Below are 19,590 nucleotides of genomic sequence, written 5' to 3'. Positions count from 1 at the left end.
TAATATTAAAGTTTTACTCGTTTCAGTCTTAAGCTATTTGCAACTACAGATACGCTGCTAAATGCCATTGCTGCACCTGCAATCATAGGGTCTAATAAAAACCCATTTACGGGATAAAGTACTCCTGCCGCTATTGGAATACCAATGATGTTGTAAATAAATGCCCAGAACAAGTTCTGACGTATGCCCAAAACGGTTCTTTTTGACAGTTCCAATGCTTTGGGTATGGATTGCAAATCTGACGTTATCAATGTCATTTTTGCCACGTCCATAGCTATATCCGAACCTTTACCCATAGCGATACTCACATTGGCCTGTGCCAAAGCGTGGGAATCATTGATACCATCGCCAACCATAGCTACTATCTTTCCGTCGGCTTGTAACTTTTCAACGAAACCTGCTTTCTCTGAGGGCATTACTTCTCCTTGATAATTTGTTATTCTTACTTCTTTTGCGACAGCTGATGCGGTTTTATTATTATCTCCAGTAAGCATATAGACCTGGATGCCTCGTTCTTGAAGCGTTGTTATGGCCTTTTTCGAAGTTTCCTTAATCTTGTCTGCAATAGCGAGTATCGCCAGAACTTGTTTTTCATTACTAAAGAAAATGACTGTTTTTGCTTGCTCTTCAAGACTTTCTGCTGTTTGCCTTAAGGAAGCGCTGATTTGAATATTTTTATCGACCATTAGCTTATGGTTGCCCACATAATATTTTGAACCATTTTCTGTTTGAGCTTTTACGCCTTTTCCTGTAATACTTTCAAAAGAAGCAATTTCAGTTTTTTCAATCTTTTCATCTTTAAAGTGGTTCACTACTGCTTCTGCCAAAGGATGTTCCGATTGTGATTCAATAGCCAAAAGAATTTCCTTGTATTCATTTTGATTTTCAAGCTTATCCTTCCAATGTACGTTTGTTACTACTGGTTTTCCTTCGGTAATCGTACCGGTTTTATCAAGAATGACGGCATTCACTTTATGACCCAGTTCTAAACTTTCAGCATCTTTTATAAGAATATTATTTTCAGCTCCTTTGCCAATACCGACCATTATAGCGGTAGGTGTTGCCAAGCCCAAGGCACAAGGACAAGCGATAACCAATACTGCTACAGAAGTTAATAAGGCTTGTGAAAATGCATTATCGCCTCCAACCGACATCCAAACAATGAATGTAATGATAGATATACCCAGCACTACAGGAACAAATATTCCAGCAATTTTATCAACCAGTTTTTGAACTGGTGCTTTGCTGCCTTGCGCTTGCTGAACCATTTTAATGATTTGTGACAGCAAGGTTTCTCCACCTACTTTTTCGGCTGTAAATTGAAAACTCCCTTTTTGGTTTACCGTGCCCGCAAATACCTTTTCATCCTTTATTTTTTCAACTGGAACAGGTTCTCCCGTAATCATACTTTCATCTACGTAAGAATTTCCTTTGGAAACTTCGCCGTCCACAGGAATCTTTTCTCCCGGACGAACCAATATCGTCTGACCGACTTGCACAGACGAAATAGGAATTTCTTTTTCTTCCCCATTCTCAATAATTTTTAGCGTTTTGGGTTGTAATCCCATAAGCTTTTTAATGGCCGAAGAGGTGTTTGATTTTGCCTTTTCCTCCAATAGTTTTCCTAAAGAAATAAAGGTAATAATTACAGTAGCAGCTTCGTAATACACGTGAGGCTCAATACCACGGCTCAACCAAAATTCAGGAAAAAAAGTATTGAATACACTAAAGAGAAAAGCGATTCCGGTACTCAAAGCTACCAAGGTGTCCATATTCGCCTTACCGTGTTTAGCCTGCTTGAAAGCATTGATGAAAAAGCTACGACCGAACCAAAAAAGAATTGGAAAGGTCAGTACCAAAGAAATCCATTTACCTGGTTCCCATTGCATATAGAACATACCCAATACAAAAATGGGTAGCGTAAGAATAGCCGACCAAATAGTACGGCTTTTTATATCTTGATAATGTTTTTGCTGTAGTTCTTGTTGAACTTCCGAAGGATTCTCCGCATCAATGATAATGTCATAACCCACTTCGCGAAGTGCGTTTTGAAGTTGATTAGGGCTCAACCCCTTTTCATATTCTACGAGAACAGAACTGCTGGCAAAATTCACACTCGCCCTGTTCACCCCTTCCGTATGTAAAAGAATAGACTCTACGCTAGAGGCACAAGCTGCACAGGTCATTCCCGTTACCGGAAAGGAGTTTTTTATGCCTGGGTTCGTTTTCTCTTTTTTTTGGTGTTCAAATACATTTACTGCTTCCATAGACTGTTTGATCTTGTTTGATACAAATTTCGAAAAATAACAGGCTTGAAGTATTATGGAATGGGCTGAATGATTTGTAATATTTTCAGATTAATGGAATAATTCTACACCTCATCCAAATTCTTTCGGTTTTTGTTAGTAGAATTTTTGAAATGTGTAGGTGTCATCCCCGTAATTTTTTTAAATTGATTGCTTAAATAAGCAACGCTGCTATAGCTCATTTGAAATGCAATTTTGCTTAAACTCAATTCATTATATACAATAAGTTCCTTTACGCGTTCGATCTTTTGGTTGATGATATACTGCTCAAACGTAATACTCTCTACAGCAGAAAATAAGGAGCTAAGATATTTATAATCCAGATACAATTTCCCACTAATATACTCTGGCCATTTTATATCGAGTGCCTCGTTAGAGTGATGGATTTTATCCACCACCAAACTTTTCATTTGTTCAATGAGTTGACTTTTTCTATCATTAACCAAACTGAACCCTTCATTTTGAAATTCCACGGACAATAAACTTTTATTTTTAGGGCTCAGTTCATTTGTCAAAGCTACTTCACCCAACTCTATAGTTTTGTATTCAATATTCAATTTGTTCAAAATACGGGATACAGAACTTATACATCTGGGGCACACCATATTTTTTATATAAAGGATATTGGGCATATTGTGGATTTCATATATTAGAATGGATTCTCACGCCTTAAAAACTCACAAAGATGGCAGCAATCAAGGCCGTTATAAAAATAATAACCATAGCAATAATACCATAAATTTTATCCTTTTCCGTAATGGTGTTATTGCTGGTTTTTATGTCTTTTCTGCTTTTATTTTTTCTTCTATTTCTCCTTTTTTCACTCATATTCTTTCTTCAATTTTCAAGTAGAAAATGGCTTTATTTTTGAAAACTTACTGTGGAGATAACTACTCAAAGGTCTCCCTAACCTCGCCACAGGTCAACATAGCTTGTCCATAATATGGATTTTGGATTTCTTTTTCTAAACTTAACCAATAAGCTCCCTTGTTACTATTGGCCATAGGACAAAATTGGCTGTAGGCTTTTTGGTTTACCCCAAAGAGTTGGACACTGCTTATCATATGGGCAGATAAATGTTTAAAGTGGTCCCTTTGTTTTTTAATATCTGAAGAAAGGGAAATAGCATTTGACGATGACTTTAATTCCTTTTGAATGGTCATCCAGTGCTTGTGCGTTTTTTCATTTTCCAATAATTTCATATCCACCTTGCTCAGACTTTTTTCTACCCGTTCAGCAGCTTGCTGTGCGTTTTTCGCATTATCATTTACTAAGGCATTTTTCAAATCAATATAGCCATCAAAAACCTGCTCTACCTGTTTTTGAAACTTGGCAGGAACATCTATTCTTTCGTTCATTTTCGTATGGTCAATGCTATTACCAATGGCTTCGGTGTTTGCTTGCTGCATCCCAGTATGTCCTTCGTGCCCTGTCATTGTCTTGCCACCTTCTTGATTCATCATTGATTTTTTACCACTTAACTGTGCAGCGGCATCCACGGTAAACGTTCCATTGGTCACGATTACATCTCCATCTTCCAATCCGCTTGTTATAGAATAGGTTTCCCCGTTTCTGTTACCTATCGTCACTTCACGCATTTCAAAGACAGGTTCGTCGGGATCTGTTTTTACATACACCAATGAACGTTCCCCTGTCCACATTACCGCGCTTGCCGGAACAAGAAGCTGTTCTTCACCAGAAGGCTCAATACCTTCAAATTTACCTGTAACGAACATTCCTGGCTTCAAGAAGTTGTTTTTATTTTGTATAGTAGCCCTTACCGTTACTATTCTGGTTTGGGTGTTTAATACCGGGTCAATAAAAGATATTTTCGCATCAAATTCTTTATTGGGATAGGCATTGGTGGTCATTTTTATTTCCTGCCCTTTTTCAAATTGTGAAATTTGATTTTCGTAGGCATCAAACTCTGCCCAGACCGTATTTAGGTTGTTCAATTTTAAAATGGGCTGCCCCTGTTTTACGTAATCGCCCTCTTCCGCCATTTTTTCGGAAACTGTTCCGGAAACCGTGGCATAAATGGGAAAATTTTCACGAACTTCTCCAGATTCTTCGATGCTGTTGATCTGGCTTTCTGAAAGTTTCCAGAGCTTCAATTTATTCCGTACGGATTTATAAAGTGCGGGCTGGCTTTCTTTAAGGGAAGCCGTGGTAATGAGTTCTTGTTGGGCAGCAACAAGATTAGGCGAGTAGATTGTTGCCAAAAGCTGCCTTTTGCGAACTTCTTGTCCTTCATAATTTACATTTAGGCGTTCAATCCTCCCATCAAAATAACTGGCCTGTACTGCACTCGCTTCTTCGTTTTCCACGATTTTACCGGATAAAGACGTAACATTTCCATTTTCGCCTACAGCATTACCAACTACATTGGTTTGAATATTGGCCAGTGCCATTGCGTTTTTGGTCATTTTAATTTCATTTGCAGATAGGCCATCAGCTCCAGATTCGGCCGGGATAAGTTCCATTCCACAAATAGGGCAATCTCCCGGTTCCGGTTGCATAATCTGTGGGTGCATTGAACACGTCCACATTTGATTGGCGGTTTCGCCAGAATGATCGTGAGTATTGGACACCTCGGATACATCCTTACTAGCCGTAGATTCATCCACCGGCTTCCCGAAAATTAGGTATCCTGCCAATAGGCCCACAATACCTGCGATACTTATGTATAAAAATTTCTTGTTCATAACATATAAAATTAAATCTGTTTATTTACTTCTTGTTTTCTAATCGTTTGATATACTGTTTCATTTCAGCAATTTCCTTTTCCTGAGCCTTAATGATTTCATCCGCCAATTTTCGTACTTCCGGATCTTTTATATCGGCTCGCTTGCTGGTCAAAATGGCTATGGAATGATGCGGGATCATTGCCTTCATATATAAAACGTCTCCAATGATGGGGGCCTGGGCTCTTACCAAGCCAAAAGCACCCGCAAACAGAATCGCGCTTCCCGCAAGTATCGCGATGTTCTTTTTCTTGTTTTGATACATTTTTCGCATAAAGAACCACATAATGACCGCCATACAGGCTATTCCCAAACAGGTCATATAAAATCTGGTAAGACTAAAATACACGTGGTCTATTTCGTATGTATTGAGATACATTGTGACGTACATAGCGATAAAGGAAAGACCAAGCATAGCTAAAAACCTGCTATAATTACTTTTTTTTATTCCATCTTGTTTTTTTTCTGTTGACTTCATTTTTTTATTTTTTTTGATTGATAATTGTTAAGTCTTTTTACTTAGGGTCTATTTAAATTGATAATCTTTTTCTTTTGACTACCATTTTGTTAATGATTACTCCTTTAATTTAAATCTTAATTCATAAAAAATTTTACAATCAGCCCGCCCACAATCCAGATATAACTGATAAAAGCGGAATATTTTAAGATGTTTTCGAGCAATTGACTTTTAGGGGCCATTTCGCCCATTTTGCTGTCCACATCCTTCTTTTTGAAAAACCCCAGATAAATTAAATACCCTGATATTGCTAAAAATGCAAGATTTAGGTAAAGGGTATAGTTGATCTTAAAATATTCGCTATCCTGAACCTGTACCTGTGATGGATCTGGTAACAGGCTCATCAGGTCAAAAGAATAGTGCAAAATGAGTGAGGCTCCAATTAACGAGGTAAATAGTAAGAAGAGAATAAATAATGACATTTTCCAACCGTAGTACTTCGCATTGATTCTTAAAATTGGAAAAACGACCAGATCACTGAAAATAAAAGCCATTACCCCCGCAAAACTGACCCCTTTTCCGAATAGCAAAGCGGCCAAGGGGATGTTGCCCATAGACCCTATAAACGTTACAAACGCTGCAACGGGGCCCACTATAATGTGTTCCAGGATTTCAAAAAAAGAAAAGTCCGTATTTCCCTGACCGCTTCCAATAAAGAGGGTCTGAAACCACGCATCAGGTACAAAGGCTGCAACAATGCCGGCAATGGTAAACCCCACGGTTACATCTTTCCAGACCATTTGCCATTCCATCTTATATTTTTTGCCCACTTTCGCCCAGCTATCTTCTTTTTGAATCTGCTTTTTCCAATTTTTGGAATCGTCCATTCCTGAACCTTCATCTTCCTTTTCAAGATTTTCCCTTGCCTTATCAATGAGCTTTTTGGGATTGATGAGCCGTATTAAAACCCAGCTGATACCTATCAATAAAATTCCTCCGGCATACTCGCCCACCACAAACTGCCATCCCAAAAATATTGAGATGATAATCCCCAGTTCGATGACGAGATTTGTCGAAGCCAACAAAAATGCGATGGATGATATAAAACTTGCTCCTTTTTTAAAAAGTGACTTTGTGCTTGCCAAGGCCGCAAAGCTGCACGAACTGCTTATAAACCCGAAAAATGTGCCCAACAAGACACCTTTAGATTCTTCACCGCCCATAGTTTTCTGCATTCGTTTTTCGGTCACGAAAATCTGGATCATACTACTGATGACATACCCCAACACGAATGCCCACAACGCCATCCAGAAAAATCCGGTGGTGGTATAAGCAGCTTCGCCCCATTGTTTTAGAAAGTCGTTCATAATTATCTTATTTATTTTCGTTTATACGTATTTGATTAATATTGGCGATCCCGAATACAAGTACAAAAAACCTCAGTCCAACCTCTAACATCACCAAAGCTTTGGAAAGAACAGAAGTAGGCACAATATCTCCATAGCCAATCGAAGAAAAAGTTATAGTGCTAAAATAGAGGTGTTCATAAAAAATTTTAAAACCACTCATTCCTTCTTCCGAACTAACTTTGAAATTTTTTGTATCAAAAAATTGAAGCGAAGTAAAATCCAGGGCGAATGAAAAGATAATAAGGGTTATAAGTAGCCCGAATAAAATAAGAATATGGCTCAATAAATGACTTTGACCGATAATTTTCATTAGTTGATCAAAGGAAAGCCTTACAATAAAATATGTCTTTATCACTGCAAATAAGAGAATTGACCACGACAGCCATAATGCATCTCTAAATCGCGGTGTAACCCAAAGGCTCAAAATCGCAAGCCCCGCAATAATTGCAATGGTTGGCAGGGCTTTTGACAAAAGCTGGATGTAAAAAGTATTTTTATATTCTATGTCTTTAGGCTCGTTCATATATTTTTAATTTAATGGGAATGACCTTCGTGACTTTCTTCGGCCTCGTCGCCTAAAAACTGCCCCTGTGGACCAACACCTTCTATATATACCAATTGAGAACCATAATGTCCAGCCCATCCCACGGAATATCCGGAAAAGGCAAGTACCGCGAATACCAAAACCTCAAACCATCTTTTTTGCTTAAACCAGAAAAGGCTTACAAGTTTGAGTACAGCGGCTGCAGCACTGGACCACATCGCCCACATTGCATACTTATCGTGCTGTTCCAATACCTTTTTTGCGGTTTGGGTAAGACCTTCGGTATGGGGGTGTACAAAGTTACCCGCCACATAAGCTCCTATAAATCCTGCTCCTACTGTTAGCAGGACGACCCAATCCATTGTCCGGTTCATTATAAAAAGTTGTATTAATTGCAATACAACGGCCAATAGCAATAATGCTATGGGAAAATGCACCACCAAGGGGTGCAGGTTTGGAAACTCATCTAAATCGGCTTTAGGATCGGTTTGTAAATTTGGTACTGAACTACTCTTTTCATAGGCTGCAACAGATTTTTCATTTGAGATTTCAGTTGTGCCACTATATATAAGTGAATTATTTGCTGCAAAGGCGGTTGAAAAATTTCCTGAAAAGGCCAACATCAATACGGTAAAAAATAGTTGTTTAATTTTCATTTCTATGGTTTCTTAAATTAGTTTCCAGTTAATTGGAGCAATAAAGCCCCGATAATTATAATGGCCATTATCCCATAAATGATATAGTTGAACCATTTTCTAAAGCCACTTTTCTTTTGTTCTTTTTCATTTCCTGTGTTGCAGCAATCTTTCATCGGCTTTCTTTTTTGTGCCTGACAAGGAAAGGGGCTTTTTAAACTAATTAAATTAAGAATACCCTTCCCTTACAGGACTTTAGGAATGAACATTAAAAAAGAAGGAATTCACTAACCAACCAATTATGAAAAAAGTTCCTCTCTTTTTTAAGCACATTCTTTACTTTTATTCTAAGAAACACGCGTAAACAATTTATAAATCGTTTTTAAGCTGGGTCATAAACGCTATGATTTCTGTTCTCCCATCTTCGGAAAGTTTTGCATCCGTATGAATCAAGGTATAAGAGTCCAGCGGCATTTCGTCATCTTCAATTTGACTAATAATTGATCGCAACTTGCTATTTTTTCTACGGTCGGAATATTCACCCCATTCATTAAAATTCAATTCGGCTTTTCCTTCTTTTATGTGATCTTCTAAAAACCAAGCGGCTGGTTGTATTTTATTGTACCAAGGATATCCTGTATTGTTGCTATGACAATCATAACAGGATATCTGTAATTTGTTTTGTATGGTAGTAGGTACTTTGTTAACCAGCATAAAATCGGTTTTAGGTACAGTGCTACTTAGATTGCGACTTGTGGATATAAATTGAATACCCACAAACGCAACTAACAAAACCAGTACAATGATTTTGATGATTTTCATTAATTAATTTCCTTTTGTACTTCCCCACAACCCATCATTTTACTTCCATAATATGGGTTTTTGATCTCTTTGGAAGCACTTAACCACTGCGCTCCTTTATTGTCATTGTACATCGGGCAAAAATCCTGATATAGTTTTTTATCGGTTCCCGTTATAGCGATCATATCAATAATATCTTTGCTCAAAATGTCAAAATGCTCCCTTTGGTGTTCCATAGGACTTTCTGAAATATGCTCCGCGTGTTCCTTTGCATCTTCAATAATATCGGTTAATTCCTGCTGTTCTTCGGAAGAATAACTGGCCTTATCAAAATCATCAAAATCAGCTACCAAATTCCCCCCGGCTTCGGCGGCTTTTTCCTGGTTATCTGCCACTAAGGCATTTTTTATTTTAAGGTAGTTATCGATGATTGCATCTGAAGCATTACTACCGGCATTAGCCATTTGTTTTGAGCCATCTTGATTATTACCATCTTCCTGGTGCATTTCGTTGGACATTGGTTCCGCAGCCCCTTCTTTTTTTCCGTCCTTGCAGGACATTGCTGTTAGGGTTACTAAGGTCATTGTTAGGATACCTATTGTCTTTTTTAGTTTTCTCATTTTGATTTTAATTTTAATTGTTGTTTAAAAATTTAATTTCTGTCATACCCATATTTTAGGGTCTATTCTATATTGGATTTTTGATTAATCCTCCCCCTTTAAATAGGGGAAGATTACTAATTATTACTAGCTTAAATAAGCTTCACAGGCCTCTGCGCATTTTTTACACGCTTCTGCACAATCCTTACAATGCTGGGCATCGTGTTTTGCACATTCCTCTGCACATTTTTTACAGGTTTTATGGCAGTATTCTACCATTCCCTTGGCATCTGAATAATTTGCGGCGAGCAACTTTGCGGTTGCGCTGCAAACTTCTGCGCAAGCTCTATCCGTCCTGATACAATCCACCATCATTTTGATGTCATCTGCATCCAGACAAGCATCTGCACAATAATTGCAATGAGCAACACAGTTGTTCAATGCTTCAATCAATTTTGAATTTTTCATAGGTTCTATATTTAAATTAATAATCGGTTACTTTGTTGAAAATCACATTCCCAAATTTGTTATTATTTCTTGGGGTTTCTATTATTGGTAGGATTAATCGTTTCTTTACGTTCGATATATTCTTCTTTTGTAATTTCGCCTTTGGCATAGCGTTCATCCAATATTTTCAGGGCATCCTTTCTTTTTTTCTTCTTTTGCTGTTTTCTGCCAGAGTAGATAACAATACATAGTATTATAACTCCCAGTAAAATCAGCCAATCCCATTCGTACATCATAACAGTTGGTTTTTAAAATCTTGCGGAAAGCCCACCACCCGCACCGAAGCGGTTGTCGTAACTTGCCATCAAGGAAAAGTTTCGTGATAAATAATATTCTACTCCAGCATTCCAGGTCACTTCTTTGGCGAAATTATCGCCTGCGGGAAGGGCGTCAACCCATCCAAAATCGGCTTGATATTCATACTCTCCAAATATTGCAGTTCTTGGAAATATGAGGATTTCCCGGCTTAAACTTATTTGGGGTCTTAATTTATTGTCAATACGCACATCTAAATTAAAGAGATAAGGTGTCAAATACCGAATCCCGGCAATTGCGGTGGTTGAAATTTCGTCTAAATTATCTTCCATTTCGTTTTCGACGTTCACCCCGCCAAAGACACGCAAATAATCGTGCAGATAACGTTCATAGGTTACTTCGGCTTCCAAGTTCTGGTTCCAGCCATATTCTGCCGAAACATTAAATTGATTACGAATATTGGAAGCGACAAAATCAAAAGAAGCCATATGTGAAGCTGCTTCTGCTAATGACCAAGTGTAAAATGGATCTGTTTCTTTGATTAATTTGGAAACAGGATATTCTTCCATCCTTGGATCGCGTGGGGTGTCGTAGCTTATTATTCTGTCCATTCCAGCATTCATATGATAGAGGATATGGCAATGTAAAAACCAGTCCCCGTACTCATCCCCATTATTCCCATAAAACTCTATGGTAACTTTCTGCATTGGGGGGACGTTTACCGTATGCTTTAAGGGGGAATATTCTCCATTTTCATTAATAACCCTAAAAAAGTGACCGTGCAAGTGCATAGGGTGGTGCATCATCGTAAGGTTATTGTAGGTAATTCTGGTTACTTCATCGCCATTTATCTTTATCTTATCGGTTTCACTCAACGGAACGCCATTCATACTCCAAATGTAACGGTTCATATTCCCTGTAAGGTTTAGCAGGATTTCCCTTACAGGAAGATTTTGATCATATGAAGTTTTTTCGGGTGCTTTAAGATAATCGTAATTATACTCTGAAAACATATCCATTCCATTCATCTCCATATCATCCATCTTACCTTGGGAATGTTTCATCTTTTCGTACTTCATTGAATCTTTCGGCATATTCATCTTGTCATCGTCCATCTTCATTTTCGACTTGTCCATATCCATTTGCATCCCATACTCTTCTTTCATTTCATACCGCTCATCTTTCTTTGGCTTGAATTTTAGGGCGTGTGCCCCCATTTTCATATCCATTTTTGCCATTTGCTGCATCATCTTGATTTTATCGGGTTTCGGGACAACTTCCGCTGGAAGTGTTTTGCCCTTACCAATATAAGCTGTGGTCGTCCCAGAACCGTCCTGTGCCATTACACGCAACTCAATTTTTCCATTTTGTGGAACGGTAACAATAAAATCATAAGTTTCAGCAGTGGCTATAAAAGTCTTATTATGGGCAATGGGAACTACATTTTGACCATCAGCCGAGACCAACATTGGCGTTTCGCCACCGAAGGTCATCCAAAACTGGGAGGAGGCGGAACCATTTATGATACGCAACCGAACCTTTTCTCCTGGTTTAAATTGCGGATACTCAACCGATTCTTCGCCATTGATCAAGAATGCAGGGTAATAGACGTCTGCAATGTCTGCACCTTCCATCCGTTGTCGCCAAAAATCGAGTTGCGCGCCAAATGCTCCCCGCCCAATAACTTGATTCAAAGGTGTGGAAGTACCTTTCTTCATTTGATACCATTCATTACCACGTTTAAGGTTACGCATCACATTTTTAGGTTTTTCATTTGTCCAATCAGATAGCATCAAGACCAAATCTTTGTCATAATCCAGTGTTTTTTCTTTTGGATTGATTAATAAAGACCCAAAAACGCCACTTTGTTCCTGAAACATTGTGTGGGAATGATACCAGTACGTTCCGGATTGTTTGATGGGGAATTCATATTTAAAGGTGGTGCCGGGCTTTATTGGTGGAGTTGTTAAATAGGGTACACCATCCATAAAATTGGGTAACAGCATTCCGTGCCAATGAATTGAGGTTTCTACGCTCATTTCGTTTTTTACATAAATAACCGCATATTCGCCTTCTGTAAATTCTAACGTTGGCCCAGGAATACTGCCATTGATGGTCATACCTTTTACCTGTTTTCCTGCTTTATTGACCATTTCTTCCTTGAGGGTCAAAGTGTATTCGTGTACCGGCAAATTATTCACATTGCCTTCTTCTGGACGAGCGGTTTGTGCCTTTACATTGAAAAGCGCAAACATTGCTAAAAATGTCAATAATACTTTATTCATCGATTTGATTTTTAACATAAAAATATTGATTTTTCTAAAAATAATGTTTAATAATTATGGTTTATACTTATATAATTCGGTCTAAAGGGTTTCTAAAGTTTTTTTCTAAAGTTTTGTATTCTGTTAGGCTCATCCCTGTTTCGGTTTTGAATTGATTGCTCAAATGTGTTAAGTTGCTATAATTTAACAATTGACTTATTTCGGTAAAATTCAACTCTTTATTATGTATCAATTCCTTGGCCTTTTCAACCTTTAGTTTTATAAAGTATTTTTCAAGTGTTACTTTCTCATTATAGGAGAATATTTTACTGATTCTGGAATATTCTTGGTTCAACTCCTTTGAGAGTATATCCGAAAGCCTTTCATTATTGAGAGGTAAGGTTTTTAACAAACTGATTAAGGTTAACTTGACTTGTTCTACCATTTTAAAGTTCTCACTATTGATGATGAAAAATCCATTGGATTCGATTATTTTCTGAAGGGCAGGGATTTCATCTTTCGAATCAATATTTACCGTAATTTCTCCCAATTTCACATTCAATACGTTGATGTCTTCATCTTTTAGCTCATTTTTTAATACTTTGATGCATCGGTCACAAACCATATTTTTTATATATAAGGTCTTTTCCATTCTTAGTTGGTTAAATAATTAATGGTTGCCGATTGCGTATAATACGCTTGAATGGCCTCTATTTGGTTAATCCCAAATTTTAACTGCAACTCTTGGATATCCAATACATCATTAAAGTTAATCGTGCCCGTTTCATAATTCCTAATTAAGATTTCTTCGGCATTTTTGGCTTGTTTTAGGTTTTTCTCCTGAATGTTATATTTTATCCTGGCCTCGTTCCGTTCTGAAATTGCCCTGGCAAACTTCGATTTTAACGTGTTTAAACGGTCATTCTTTTGCGATTGAATTTCCTGTTGTTTTAATTCATTCTGTTTGGTTATCGATTTATATTTATTGTTAAAAATGGGAATGGAAACCGAAACCATCGGCATCAAAATATCTTTACCATTATCACTAAAATTCATCTCTGGGCGTTCTTCGATAGGGATAAAATCCAATCCGACCCCTAAACTTGGTAAGCTTTCTTTTTGATTGAGTTTTTCTGATTGGACAACCGATTCATATAACTTATCGAATTTAAGCAACTCCGGATTTAAAGAAAGTGCTTCAAAACCAGGGACGGGATCATCTTCTGGAATCCCTAAATTAGTGACTACCTCTGTAGGTTCGTCATATTTACGATCTAACAAACTATTCAAGGCCGCCTGAATTCCTTTGGCTTTTTGCAACAAAACTTCTTTCTGTTGTAATATCTCGTTTTGGCGTATTTGTAACCGCAATACATCTACCGCACTGGCATTGCCAACTTCTGTGGCAGTTAAAGCCAATTGCTCGTAGGTTTTCAGCAGCTGGATATTGTCGTCCAAGACTTTTTGCTTGGCCCTAATTCCATATAATAAATAATAGAATTCTGATACCGATAATGCAAGTTTTCGTTTGGCGATACTAACCTCCACATACTCGGCTTCTGCCATAGCGGAAGCATAATTTTCCCTTGCGGTAATTGTCCCAAACCAGGGCAGCATCTGTTTGACAGAAAAACGTGCACGCTGCGCCCCAGTCCGTGTTTCGGGTTCACTAGCAAAATATCCTGCACCAAACTCGGTATCTGGCAAGGTGTTCACTTCATTTATCTTTTCCTCAGCGATATTGTACCGCAGCTCGAAAGCCTGAATCTCCGGATTGTTTGCCTCCGCTTCCTGAATATAGGATTGCAGTTGTTGCCCATTCATTTGAGTTAGGGTCGATAAAACAATTCCTATGATTAAAAAATATCTCATTTGCTCGCTCTTTTAAGTTGCAATTCCTTTTTCATACTGAACAATACCGGAACTACAAATAGCGTAATGAGGGCTATGAGCATTCCGCCAAAGCTGGGTATGGCCATCGGTATCATTATATCGCTTCCCCTGCCTGTAGAGGTCAGGATTGGCAGCAAGGCCAGGATAGTGGTAGCCGTGGTCATCAAACACGGACGGATACGTTTCTGCCCTGCCTCTACAATAGAATCCCGTATTTCTTTTTTATTTTCGGGATTATTGCGATCAAAAGTTTGGGTAAGATAGGTAGCCATTACCACGCCATCATCGGTAGCGATCCCAAACAGGGCAATAAAACCTACCCAAACAGCCACACTTAAATTGATGGTGTGCATCTGGAAAAGATCCCGTAAGTTTTCTCCAAAAAAATTGAAGTTTAAAAACCAATCCTGCCCGTAAAACCAGATCATTAGGAAACCACCGGCAAAAGCAACGGCGATACCCGTAAAGACCATTAGGGAAGTGGACACGGAGCGGAATTGAAAATAGAGTATTAAGAAAATAATTGCCAAGGCTAAGGGCACTACGACAGATAAGGTTTTTTCTGCTCTTATTTGATTTTCGTAGGTACCTGTAAATTGGTAGTTGATCCCTTTGGGAACGGTAAGCTCACCGCTATCGATTTTTTCCTGAATCAGTGCCTGGGCATTTTCCACCACATCGACTTCCGCAAAGCCGTCGAGTTTGTCAAACAGCACATATCCCACTAAAAAGGTGTCCTCACTTTTGATAACCTGTGGCCCTTGCTCGTAGCGAATTTCCACAAGTTCCCCCAATGGCACGGGGCTTCCTTTTTCTACAGGTACATAAATATCCTTAATGTCGTCTGGGTTTGCCCTTAGCTCCCGTGGATAACGTACCCGCACTCCATAACGCTCCCGACCTTCCACGGTTTGCGTCAGAGGCATACCACCTACGGCAACTTGAAGTACCTGCTGAACATCTTCAATGGTTATTCCGTAACGGGCAAGCCGTTCTCTTTTAATATCAATGAGGAGATAGGGCTTTCCAACAATACGATCGGCAAAAACAGCCTCTTTTTTTACACCTTCCGCTTGTTTTAGAATATCTTCAAGTTGTAATCCAAAAGCTTCTATTTCCCGAAGATCCTGCCCTTTCACCTTAATACCCATTGGTGCGCGCATTCCTGTTTGCAACATCACCAGACGGGTTTCAATGGGTTGTAATTTAGGGGCGGAGGTTACACCAGGTTGTTTGGTCACCCTTACAATCTCATTCCAGATATCATCGGGGGATTGTATTTCGGGACGCCAGTTCCGGTAAAACTCGCCATCTTCATCAGCAATGAGGTTTTGGTTTTCCACAAGAAAAGGATCTTCAATTTCTGAATCCTTATAATTTTCATCTTGATCCACTTCACTATTGGGGTTTACCACGAGGTTCCCGTTCTTAAGGACAAATAAACCATCCTCATTTACTTTATATCTTTGACGCTTGCCGTTTTCATTCAGCATATATTCCGATTTATACTGAATGATATTTTCATACATTGATAGGGGTGCCGGGTCAAGGGCGGATTCTGTCCGTCCGGATTTTCCAACGACCGTTTCTATCTCTGGAATACTCGCAACTGCCATATCCAATTGCTGTAGTACCCGTTTATTCTCTTCCACACCTGCGTGAGGTAAAGAGGTGGGCATTAGAAGAAAAGAACCTTCATTTAAGGAAGGCATAAATTCCTTACCCGTATTCTGCATAATTAGGACTCCAAAAATCACAATGACAGTCGGAACTGAAAGGAATAAAATTTTATTACGGAGTGCCCAACGTAGAATTCGCGTATAGTAACTTTGAAACAACCAGAATACCGCCAATAAACCGAAACAGATAAACCCTACAAATAGCAAATTCCAAAATATACTTTCATCTACGCCAAGTGGCCGCCAGTATTCTGCAAGTAGAAAGACAATCGCTAAGGCAGAAATAAAAATATTTATAGTGTTGGCCCGCTTATCTGAAAGTGTAAGTTTATCGGAAATATTAGAAGCAATATTTTCATCTTTTAAAAGTGCTGTAATTCCAAAGCCAATTAATAATAGTCCTAACCAATATCCAGAAACTATTGCCGTGATCCCTAAAAGGATCAATAACCCATTGAGGATATATCCGCTAGTTCTCCTGATGCTTTTTCTACGAAACAAAAAAGATGCGAAAGGTGGAATTAAGAATAAAGCCACGACAAGAGATGCTATTAATGCCATTGTTTTGGTAAAGGCCAAGGGTCGAAATAATTTTCCTTCTGCGCCAATCATTGTAAATACCGGTATAAAACTGATAATAGTGGTCAATACCGCGGTAAGAATGGCTCCCGACACTTCGGCAGTGGCATTATAGACCACAGTATTAATAGGCTCCCTAGTTCCGCTTTCGCGAAAGCGTTCATCTTCTTCATCCAGGTGCCTGATGATATTTTCACAGAGTATGACCCCAACATCTACCATTGTACCAATAGCAATGGCGATACCCGACAATGCTACAATATTGGCATCAACATTAAAAAACTTCATCGAAATAAAGACCATCAATACCGCAACTGGCAATAGTCCAGAGATAAGTAAGGAAGCCCGTAAGTTGAATACCATCACAACAATCACAAATATGGTAATGAGTATTTCCAGTGTTAATGCTTCATCAAGGGTACCCAGGGTTTCCTGAATAAGCTCCGTCCGATCGTAAAAGGGGACGATGGTAAGTTGCGAAGTACGACCGTCTGACAGTTCTTTGGAAGGCAGACCAGCCTTAAGTTCATCTATCTTTTCTTTTACATTATTGATCACTTCCATCGGATTGGCACCGTATCGAGCCACGACAACCCCGCCTACCACTTCAGCCCCTTCCTTGTCCAAAATTCCACGACGCGGTGCGGGCCCCAAGCTTACGTTTGCTATATCTTTAATTCTTATTGAAGTATAATCTTCAGAAGTAACAACAGCATTTTCTATATCGGCGATAGACTTTACATACCCCAGACCACGCACCAAGTATTCTGCCTGGTTGATTTCCAAAGTTTGCGCCCCGATATCCTTATTGCTTTCCTTGACTGCTGTAACAATATCTCCTAACCCGATATTATACTGGCGCATCTTTTCGGGGTCAACATCCACCTGATATTCCTGAACATAGCCTCCTATGGAAGCTACTTCCGAAACACCACTTGCCGAAGAAAGGGCATATTTCACATAATAATCCTGAATACTGCGTAGTTCGTTTAAATCCCAACCTCCGGTTACATTGCCATCTTTATCGCGCCCTTCTAAGGTGTACCAATAAATTTGCCCCAAGCCGGTTGCATCTGGGCCTAAAGAAGGGTTCACGCCATCGGGCAATAACCCGCTTGGTAAGGAATTCAATTTTTCGAGAATACGGCTTCGGCTCCAGTAGAATTCCACATCCTCTTCAAAAATGATATAGATACTTGAAAAACCGAACATAGAAGAACTTCGGATGGTTTTCACCCCGGGAATACCTAATAAAGTAGTGGTAAGGGGGTAGCTTATCTGGTCTTCTATATCTTGTGGGGATCGGCCTTCCCATTTTGTGAATACAATTTGCTGGTTCTCGCCAATATCTGGGATGGCATCTACGGCTACAGGATCGGTAGGAAGAAAACCGGTATCCCAGTTAAATGGCGCATTAACTACGCCCAAACCTACAAAGAGTGCGAGCATCAAGACCGCTACGAGTTTGTTCTCTATGAGAAATTTTATGCCTTTATTTAGCATATTTATTGATATTTAAACAGTTATACATCGAATAAAATCCTGATAGTATCAGAAAATTAAACACAACAAAATGAGCCCAAAATGGAGGTAACCATAGGGCAAATCTTTCCGATAATTATCGGAAACTGTTTAAAATCAAATTAAATACGTTTCGTGTAGCTTCTGTACGTCCCTTATGAGGTTGGGAGGTGTATAATCTCTAAATGGAACAATATTCTTATCCAGTCCATCAAAAAGATTAAAATAGGTATAAAAGAAAGTAGCAACAAAGGCTTGTTGCTCAAAAGATAATTTTGTGAAAGATGAGTTTAAATCATCTTGACCTTCAACCACTATTTGAGTATCTGAACAACAAGGTTTTTCCGAGAAACCTTCCTCACAACTTTTTTGGGATGGCTGATTCTCCATTCCGCAGGTCTGCGCATTATGAAATAAAGCAAAGTCAACCAAAGAATCTCCACAATAATGAATATCCACCGTGAACGACATAGTGGTAAAAAACACTAAGCTCGCCAAGGCAATAGATAATATTTTATGGAAAAATGATTTCATAATTCTGCAAAGATATAAAAAACAATAATATATAAAGATATTACTAATTTTTTATTTCGGTTAAAATAAACTTTTAAAGAGTTTTATTTCCTTTTTTATTTTCGACAAAAATAAAAGGATTAGACTTTTTAAATTATGACAAATATCATATTTCAGTTGTCTTTTTTCCATTACGTTTGGAAAAAATAAGGTTTAAAAAATTTTTATAATAATCTTCTACTAAGAAAAATAGACCAAAAAAATAGTTAACATTTGTTAATTTTTTTTATATTCGTATTGTGCAAAGTTTTAATAAAATAATAGCTATCTCTTTAGTATTTGCAGTAATGTTCGCTTCGTCGTCCTTTACTGTGAATATGCATTTCTGCTGTAATAAGCTTGTGGATATGGCTGTTTTTGCTAAAGCTCAGGTTTGTGATAACGCGATTAAGGGTCAAACCAATTCTTTGAAAGAATGTTCTTTTGAAAAAAAAGGTTGTTGTGATAATAAATCTTTTGTAAAAGAAGGTAGCGATAACTTTCAAAAAACTTCATTTGAAATGGAAAATCAAAATCTGGTTTTCCTGCACACATTTTTTTACGCTTACGTAAATCTATTCGAGGGACTTGAGCAAAATATCGTCCCTTTTTTAAATTATGATCCACCCCTCATACCAAAAGACTTTCAGGTACTCCACGAGGTATATTTAATTTGATTTCTTTCTAAGTGGGTTCTTTTTCAAATAACCTACATTTCCCGTATTAGCCGGTACTAAGAACAGGCTAACAATTGGTGCGCTCATTCCTGAGCACGCCACACTCTCAACTATTTGCAAAAGAGCAAATTATAAACCTTTGTTAGATAAAAATTTTCTAACAGTAAA

Annotated in this window: 19 protein-coding genes; 1 reads left to right on the top strand and 18 read right to left on the bottom strand. The window is 38.4% G+C overall.

From position 1 onward, the window contains the following. Positions 1 to 5: 5 nt before the first annotated feature. The 18 genes from ACFFGL_RS00955 to ACFFGL_RS00870 form a co-directional block, all read right to left on the bottom strand. Complete coding sequence (locus tag ACFFGL_RS00955; protein WP_309729434.1) at positions 6 to 2,267, bottom strand: heavy metal translocating P-type ATPase; 2,262 nt, start codon at positions 2,265 to 2,267, stop codon at positions 6 to 8. A gap of 104 nt (positions 2,268 to 2,371) precedes the next feature. Further along, positions 2,372 to 2,938: a helix-turn-helix domain-containing protein gene (locus tag ACFFGL_RS00950; RefSeq protein ID WP_309729431.1), complete on the bottom strand. Its 567-nt coding sequence runs from the start codon at positions 2,936 to 2,938 to the stop codon at positions 2,372 to 2,374. 37 nt (positions 2,939 to 2,975) lie between these two features. Beyond that, entirely contained in the window at positions 2,976 to 3,134 is a 159-nt protein-coding gene (locus ACFFGL_RS00945) for a hypothetical protein (protein WP_309729429.1), read from the bottom strand. Between the two features lie 62 nt (positions 3,135 to 3,196). Beyond that, complete coding sequence (locus ACFFGL_RS00940; protein ID WP_309729426.1) at positions 3,197 to 5,011, bottom strand: efflux RND transporter periplasmic adaptor subunit; 1,815 nt, start codon at positions 5,009 to 5,011, stop codon at positions 3,197 to 3,199. Between the two features lie 25 nt (positions 5,012 to 5,036). Further along, the gene (locus tag ACFFGL_RS00935) at positions 5,037 to 5,528 is read right to left on the bottom strand and encodes a DUF305 domain-containing protein (protein ID WP_309729425.1); all 492 of its coding nucleotides are present in this window, start codon (positions 5,526 to 5,528) and stop codon (positions 5,037 to 5,039) included. 116 nt (positions 5,529 to 5,644) lie between these two features. Then, complete coding sequence (locus tag ACFFGL_RS00930; protein ID WP_309729423.1) at positions 5,645 to 6,874, bottom strand: permease; 1,230 nt, start codon at positions 6,872 to 6,874, stop codon at positions 5,645 to 5,647. Between the two features lie 7 nt (positions 6,875 to 6,881). After that, the gene (locus ACFFGL_RS00925; protein ID WP_309729421.1) at positions 6,882 to 7,439 is read right to left on the bottom strand and encodes a potassium channel family protein; all 558 of its coding nucleotides are present in this window, start codon (positions 7,437 to 7,439) and stop codon (positions 6,882 to 6,884) included. A gap of 11 nt (positions 7,440 to 7,450) precedes the next feature. Beyond that, positions 7,451 to 8,116, bottom strand: coding sequence for a DUF2231 domain-containing protein (locus ACFFGL_RS00920; RefSeq protein ID WP_309729419.1), 666 nt, complete (start codon positions 8,114 to 8,116; stop codon positions 7,451 to 7,453). Between the two features lie 17 nt (positions 8,117 to 8,133). Continuing rightward, positions 8,134 to 8,271 carry a hypothetical protein gene (locus ACFFGL_RS00915; RefSeq protein WP_309729417.1) on the bottom strand — a complete coding sequence of 46 codons (138 nt, stop codon included), beginning with the start codon at positions 8,269 to 8,271 and terminating at the stop codon, positions 8,134 to 8,136. A 193-nt stretch (positions 8,272 to 8,464) separates the two neighbouring features. Next, a complete protein-coding gene (locus ACFFGL_RS00910) occupies positions 8,465 to 8,917 on the bottom strand; it encodes a heme-binding domain-containing protein (RefSeq protein ID WP_309729414.1) in 453 nt (150 codons plus the stop codon). Beyond that, positions 8,917 to 9,516 (bottom strand): DUF3347 domain-containing protein, encoded by a 600-nt coding sequence (locus tag ACFFGL_RS00905; RefSeq protein WP_309729412.1) that lies wholly within the window; start codon positions 9,514 to 9,516, stop codon positions 8,917 to 8,919. Before ACFFGL_RS00905 ends, ACFFGL_RS00910 begins: the two co-directional genes overlap by 1 nt. 126 nt (positions 9,517 to 9,642) lie before the next feature. Beyond that, positions 9,643 to 9,963, bottom strand: coding sequence for a four-helix bundle copper-binding protein (locus tag ACFFGL_RS00900; protein ID WP_150543732.1), 321 nt, complete (start codon positions 9,961 to 9,963; stop codon positions 9,643 to 9,645). A gap of 62 nt (positions 9,964 to 10,025) precedes the next feature. Continuing rightward, positions 10,026 to 10,238, bottom strand: coding sequence for an SHOCT domain-containing protein (locus ACFFGL_RS00895; protein WP_150543733.1), 213 nt, complete (start codon positions 10,236 to 10,238; stop codon positions 10,026 to 10,028). A 12-nt stretch (positions 10,239 to 10,250) separates the two neighbouring features. Then, positions 10,251 to 12,542 (bottom strand): multicopper oxidase domain-containing protein, encoded by a 2,292-nt coding sequence (locus tag ACFFGL_RS00890; RefSeq protein ID WP_374708759.1) that lies wholly within the window; start codon positions 12,540 to 12,542, stop codon positions 10,251 to 10,253. Between the two features lie 67 nt (positions 12,543 to 12,609). Next, positions 12,610 to 13,173 (bottom strand): AraC family transcriptional regulator, encoded by a 564-nt coding sequence (locus ACFFGL_RS00885; protein WP_309729409.1) that lies wholly within the window; start codon positions 13,171 to 13,173, stop codon positions 12,610 to 12,612. Between the two features lie 2 nt (positions 13,174 to 13,175). Then, positions 13,176 to 14,393 carry a TolC family protein gene (locus ACFFGL_RS00880; RefSeq protein ID WP_309729408.1) on the bottom strand — a complete coding sequence of 406 codons (1,218 nt, stop codon included), beginning with the start codon at positions 14,391 to 14,393 and terminating at the stop codon, positions 13,176 to 13,178. Continuing rightward, on the bottom strand, positions 14,390 to 18,175 hold the full coding sequence (locus ACFFGL_RS00875) for an efflux RND transporter permease subunit (RefSeq protein ID WP_309729406.1): 3,786 nt from the start codon (positions 18,173 to 18,175) through the stop codon (positions 14,390 to 14,392). Before ACFFGL_RS00875 ends, ACFFGL_RS00880 begins: the two co-directional genes overlap by 4 nt. A gap of 135 nt (positions 18,176 to 18,310) precedes the next feature. Next, entirely contained in the window at positions 18,311 to 18,727 is a 417-nt protein-coding gene (locus ACFFGL_RS00870) for an HYC_CC_PP family protein (protein WP_150543738.1), read from the bottom strand. 278 nt (positions 18,728 to 19,005) lie between these two features. On the opposite strand from ACFFGL_RS00870, the gene ACFFGL_RS00865 reads away from it, so the two are divergent. Continuing rightward, positions 19,006 to 19,422, top strand: coding sequence for an HYC_CC_PP family protein (locus ACFFGL_RS00865; RefSeq protein ID WP_150543739.1), 417 nt, complete (start codon positions 19,006 to 19,008; stop codon positions 19,420 to 19,422). Positions 19,423 to 19,590 lie beyond the last annotated feature (168 nt).

Origin of the sequence: Mesonia maritima (assembly GCF_042433895.1) — a bacterium.
GTDB lineage: Bacteria > Bacteroidota > Bacteroidia > Flavobacteriales > Flavobacteriaceae > Mesonia > Mesonia maritima.
Note: the sequence above shows the minus strand (reverse complement) of the source record. Positions and strands in the feature narration are given on the sequence as shown.

What these genes read in the sequence shown, in the direction of transcription:
- ACFFGL_RS00955 (WP_309729434.1), bottom strand. Translation starts at nt 2,267, where the DNA reads ATGGAAGCAGTAAATGTATTTGAACACCAAAAAAAAGAGAAAACGAAC.
- ACFFGL_RS00950 (WP_309729431.1), bottom strand. Translation starts at nt 2,938, where the DNA reads ATGCCCAATATCCTTTATATAAAAAATATGGTGTGCCCCAGATGTATA.
- ACFFGL_RS00945 (WP_309729429.1), bottom strand. Translation starts at nt 3,134, where the DNA reads ATGAGTGAAAAAAGGAGAAATAGAAGAAAAAATAAAAGCAGAAAAGAC.
- ACFFGL_RS00940 (WP_309729426.1), bottom strand. Translation starts at nt 5,011, where the DNA reads ATGAACAAGAAATTTTTATACATAAGTATCGCAGGTATTGTGGGCCTA.
- ACFFGL_RS00935 (WP_309729425.1), bottom strand. Translation starts at nt 5,528, where the DNA reads ATGAAGTCAACAGAAAAAAAACAAGATGGAATAAAAAAAAGTAATTAT.
- ACFFGL_RS00930 (WP_309729423.1), bottom strand. Translation starts at nt 6,874, where the DNA reads ATGAACGACTTTCTAAAACAATGGGGCGAAGCTGCTTATACCACCACC.
- ACFFGL_RS00925 (WP_309729421.1), bottom strand. Translation starts at nt 7,439, where the DNA reads ATGAACGAGCCTAAAGACATAGAATATAAAAATACTTTTTACATCCAG.
- ACFFGL_RS00920 (WP_309729419.1), bottom strand. Translation starts at nt 8,116, where the DNA reads ATGAAAATTAAACAACTATTTTTTACCGTATTGATGTTGGCCTTTTCA.
- ACFFGL_RS00915 (WP_309729417.1), bottom strand. Translation starts at nt 8,271, where the DNA reads ATGAAAGATTGCTGCAACACAGGAAATGAAAAAGAACAAAAGAAAAGT.
- ACFFGL_RS00910 (WP_309729414.1), bottom strand. Translation starts at nt 8,917, where the DNA reads ATGAAAATCATCAAAATCATTGTACTGGTTTTGTTAGTTGCGTTTGTG.
- ACFFGL_RS00905 (WP_309729412.1), bottom strand. Translation starts at nt 9,516, where the DNA reads ATGAGAAAACTAAAAAAGACAATAGGTATCCTAACAATGACCTTAGTA.
- ACFFGL_RS00900 (WP_150543732.1), bottom strand. Translation starts at nt 9,963, where the DNA reads ATGAAAAATTCAAAATTGATTGAAGCATTGAACAACTGTGTTGCTCAT.
- ACFFGL_RS00895 (WP_150543733.1), bottom strand. Translation starts at nt 10,238, where the DNA reads ATGATGTACGAATGGGATTGGCTGATTTTACTGGGAGTTATAATACTA.
- ACFFGL_RS00890 (WP_374708759.1), bottom strand. Translation starts at nt 12,542, where the DNA reads ATGAATAAAGTATTATTGACATTTTTAGCAATGTTTGCGCTTTTCAAT.
- ACFFGL_RS00885 (WP_309729409.1), bottom strand. Translation starts at nt 13,173, where the DNA reads ATGGAAAAGACCTTATATATAAAAAATATGGTTTGTGACCGATGCATC.
- ACFFGL_RS00880 (WP_309729408.1), bottom strand. Translation starts at nt 14,393, where the DNA reads ATGAGATATTTTTTAATCATAGGAATTGTTTTATCGACCCTAACTCAA.
- ACFFGL_RS00875 (WP_309729406.1), bottom strand. Translation starts at nt 18,175, where the DNA reads ATGCTAAATAAAGGCATAAAATTTCTCATAGAGAACAAACTCGTAGCG.
- ACFFGL_RS00870 (WP_150543738.1), bottom strand. Translation starts at nt 18,727, where the DNA reads ATGAAATCATTTTTCCATAAAATATTATCTATTGCCTTGGCGAGCTTA.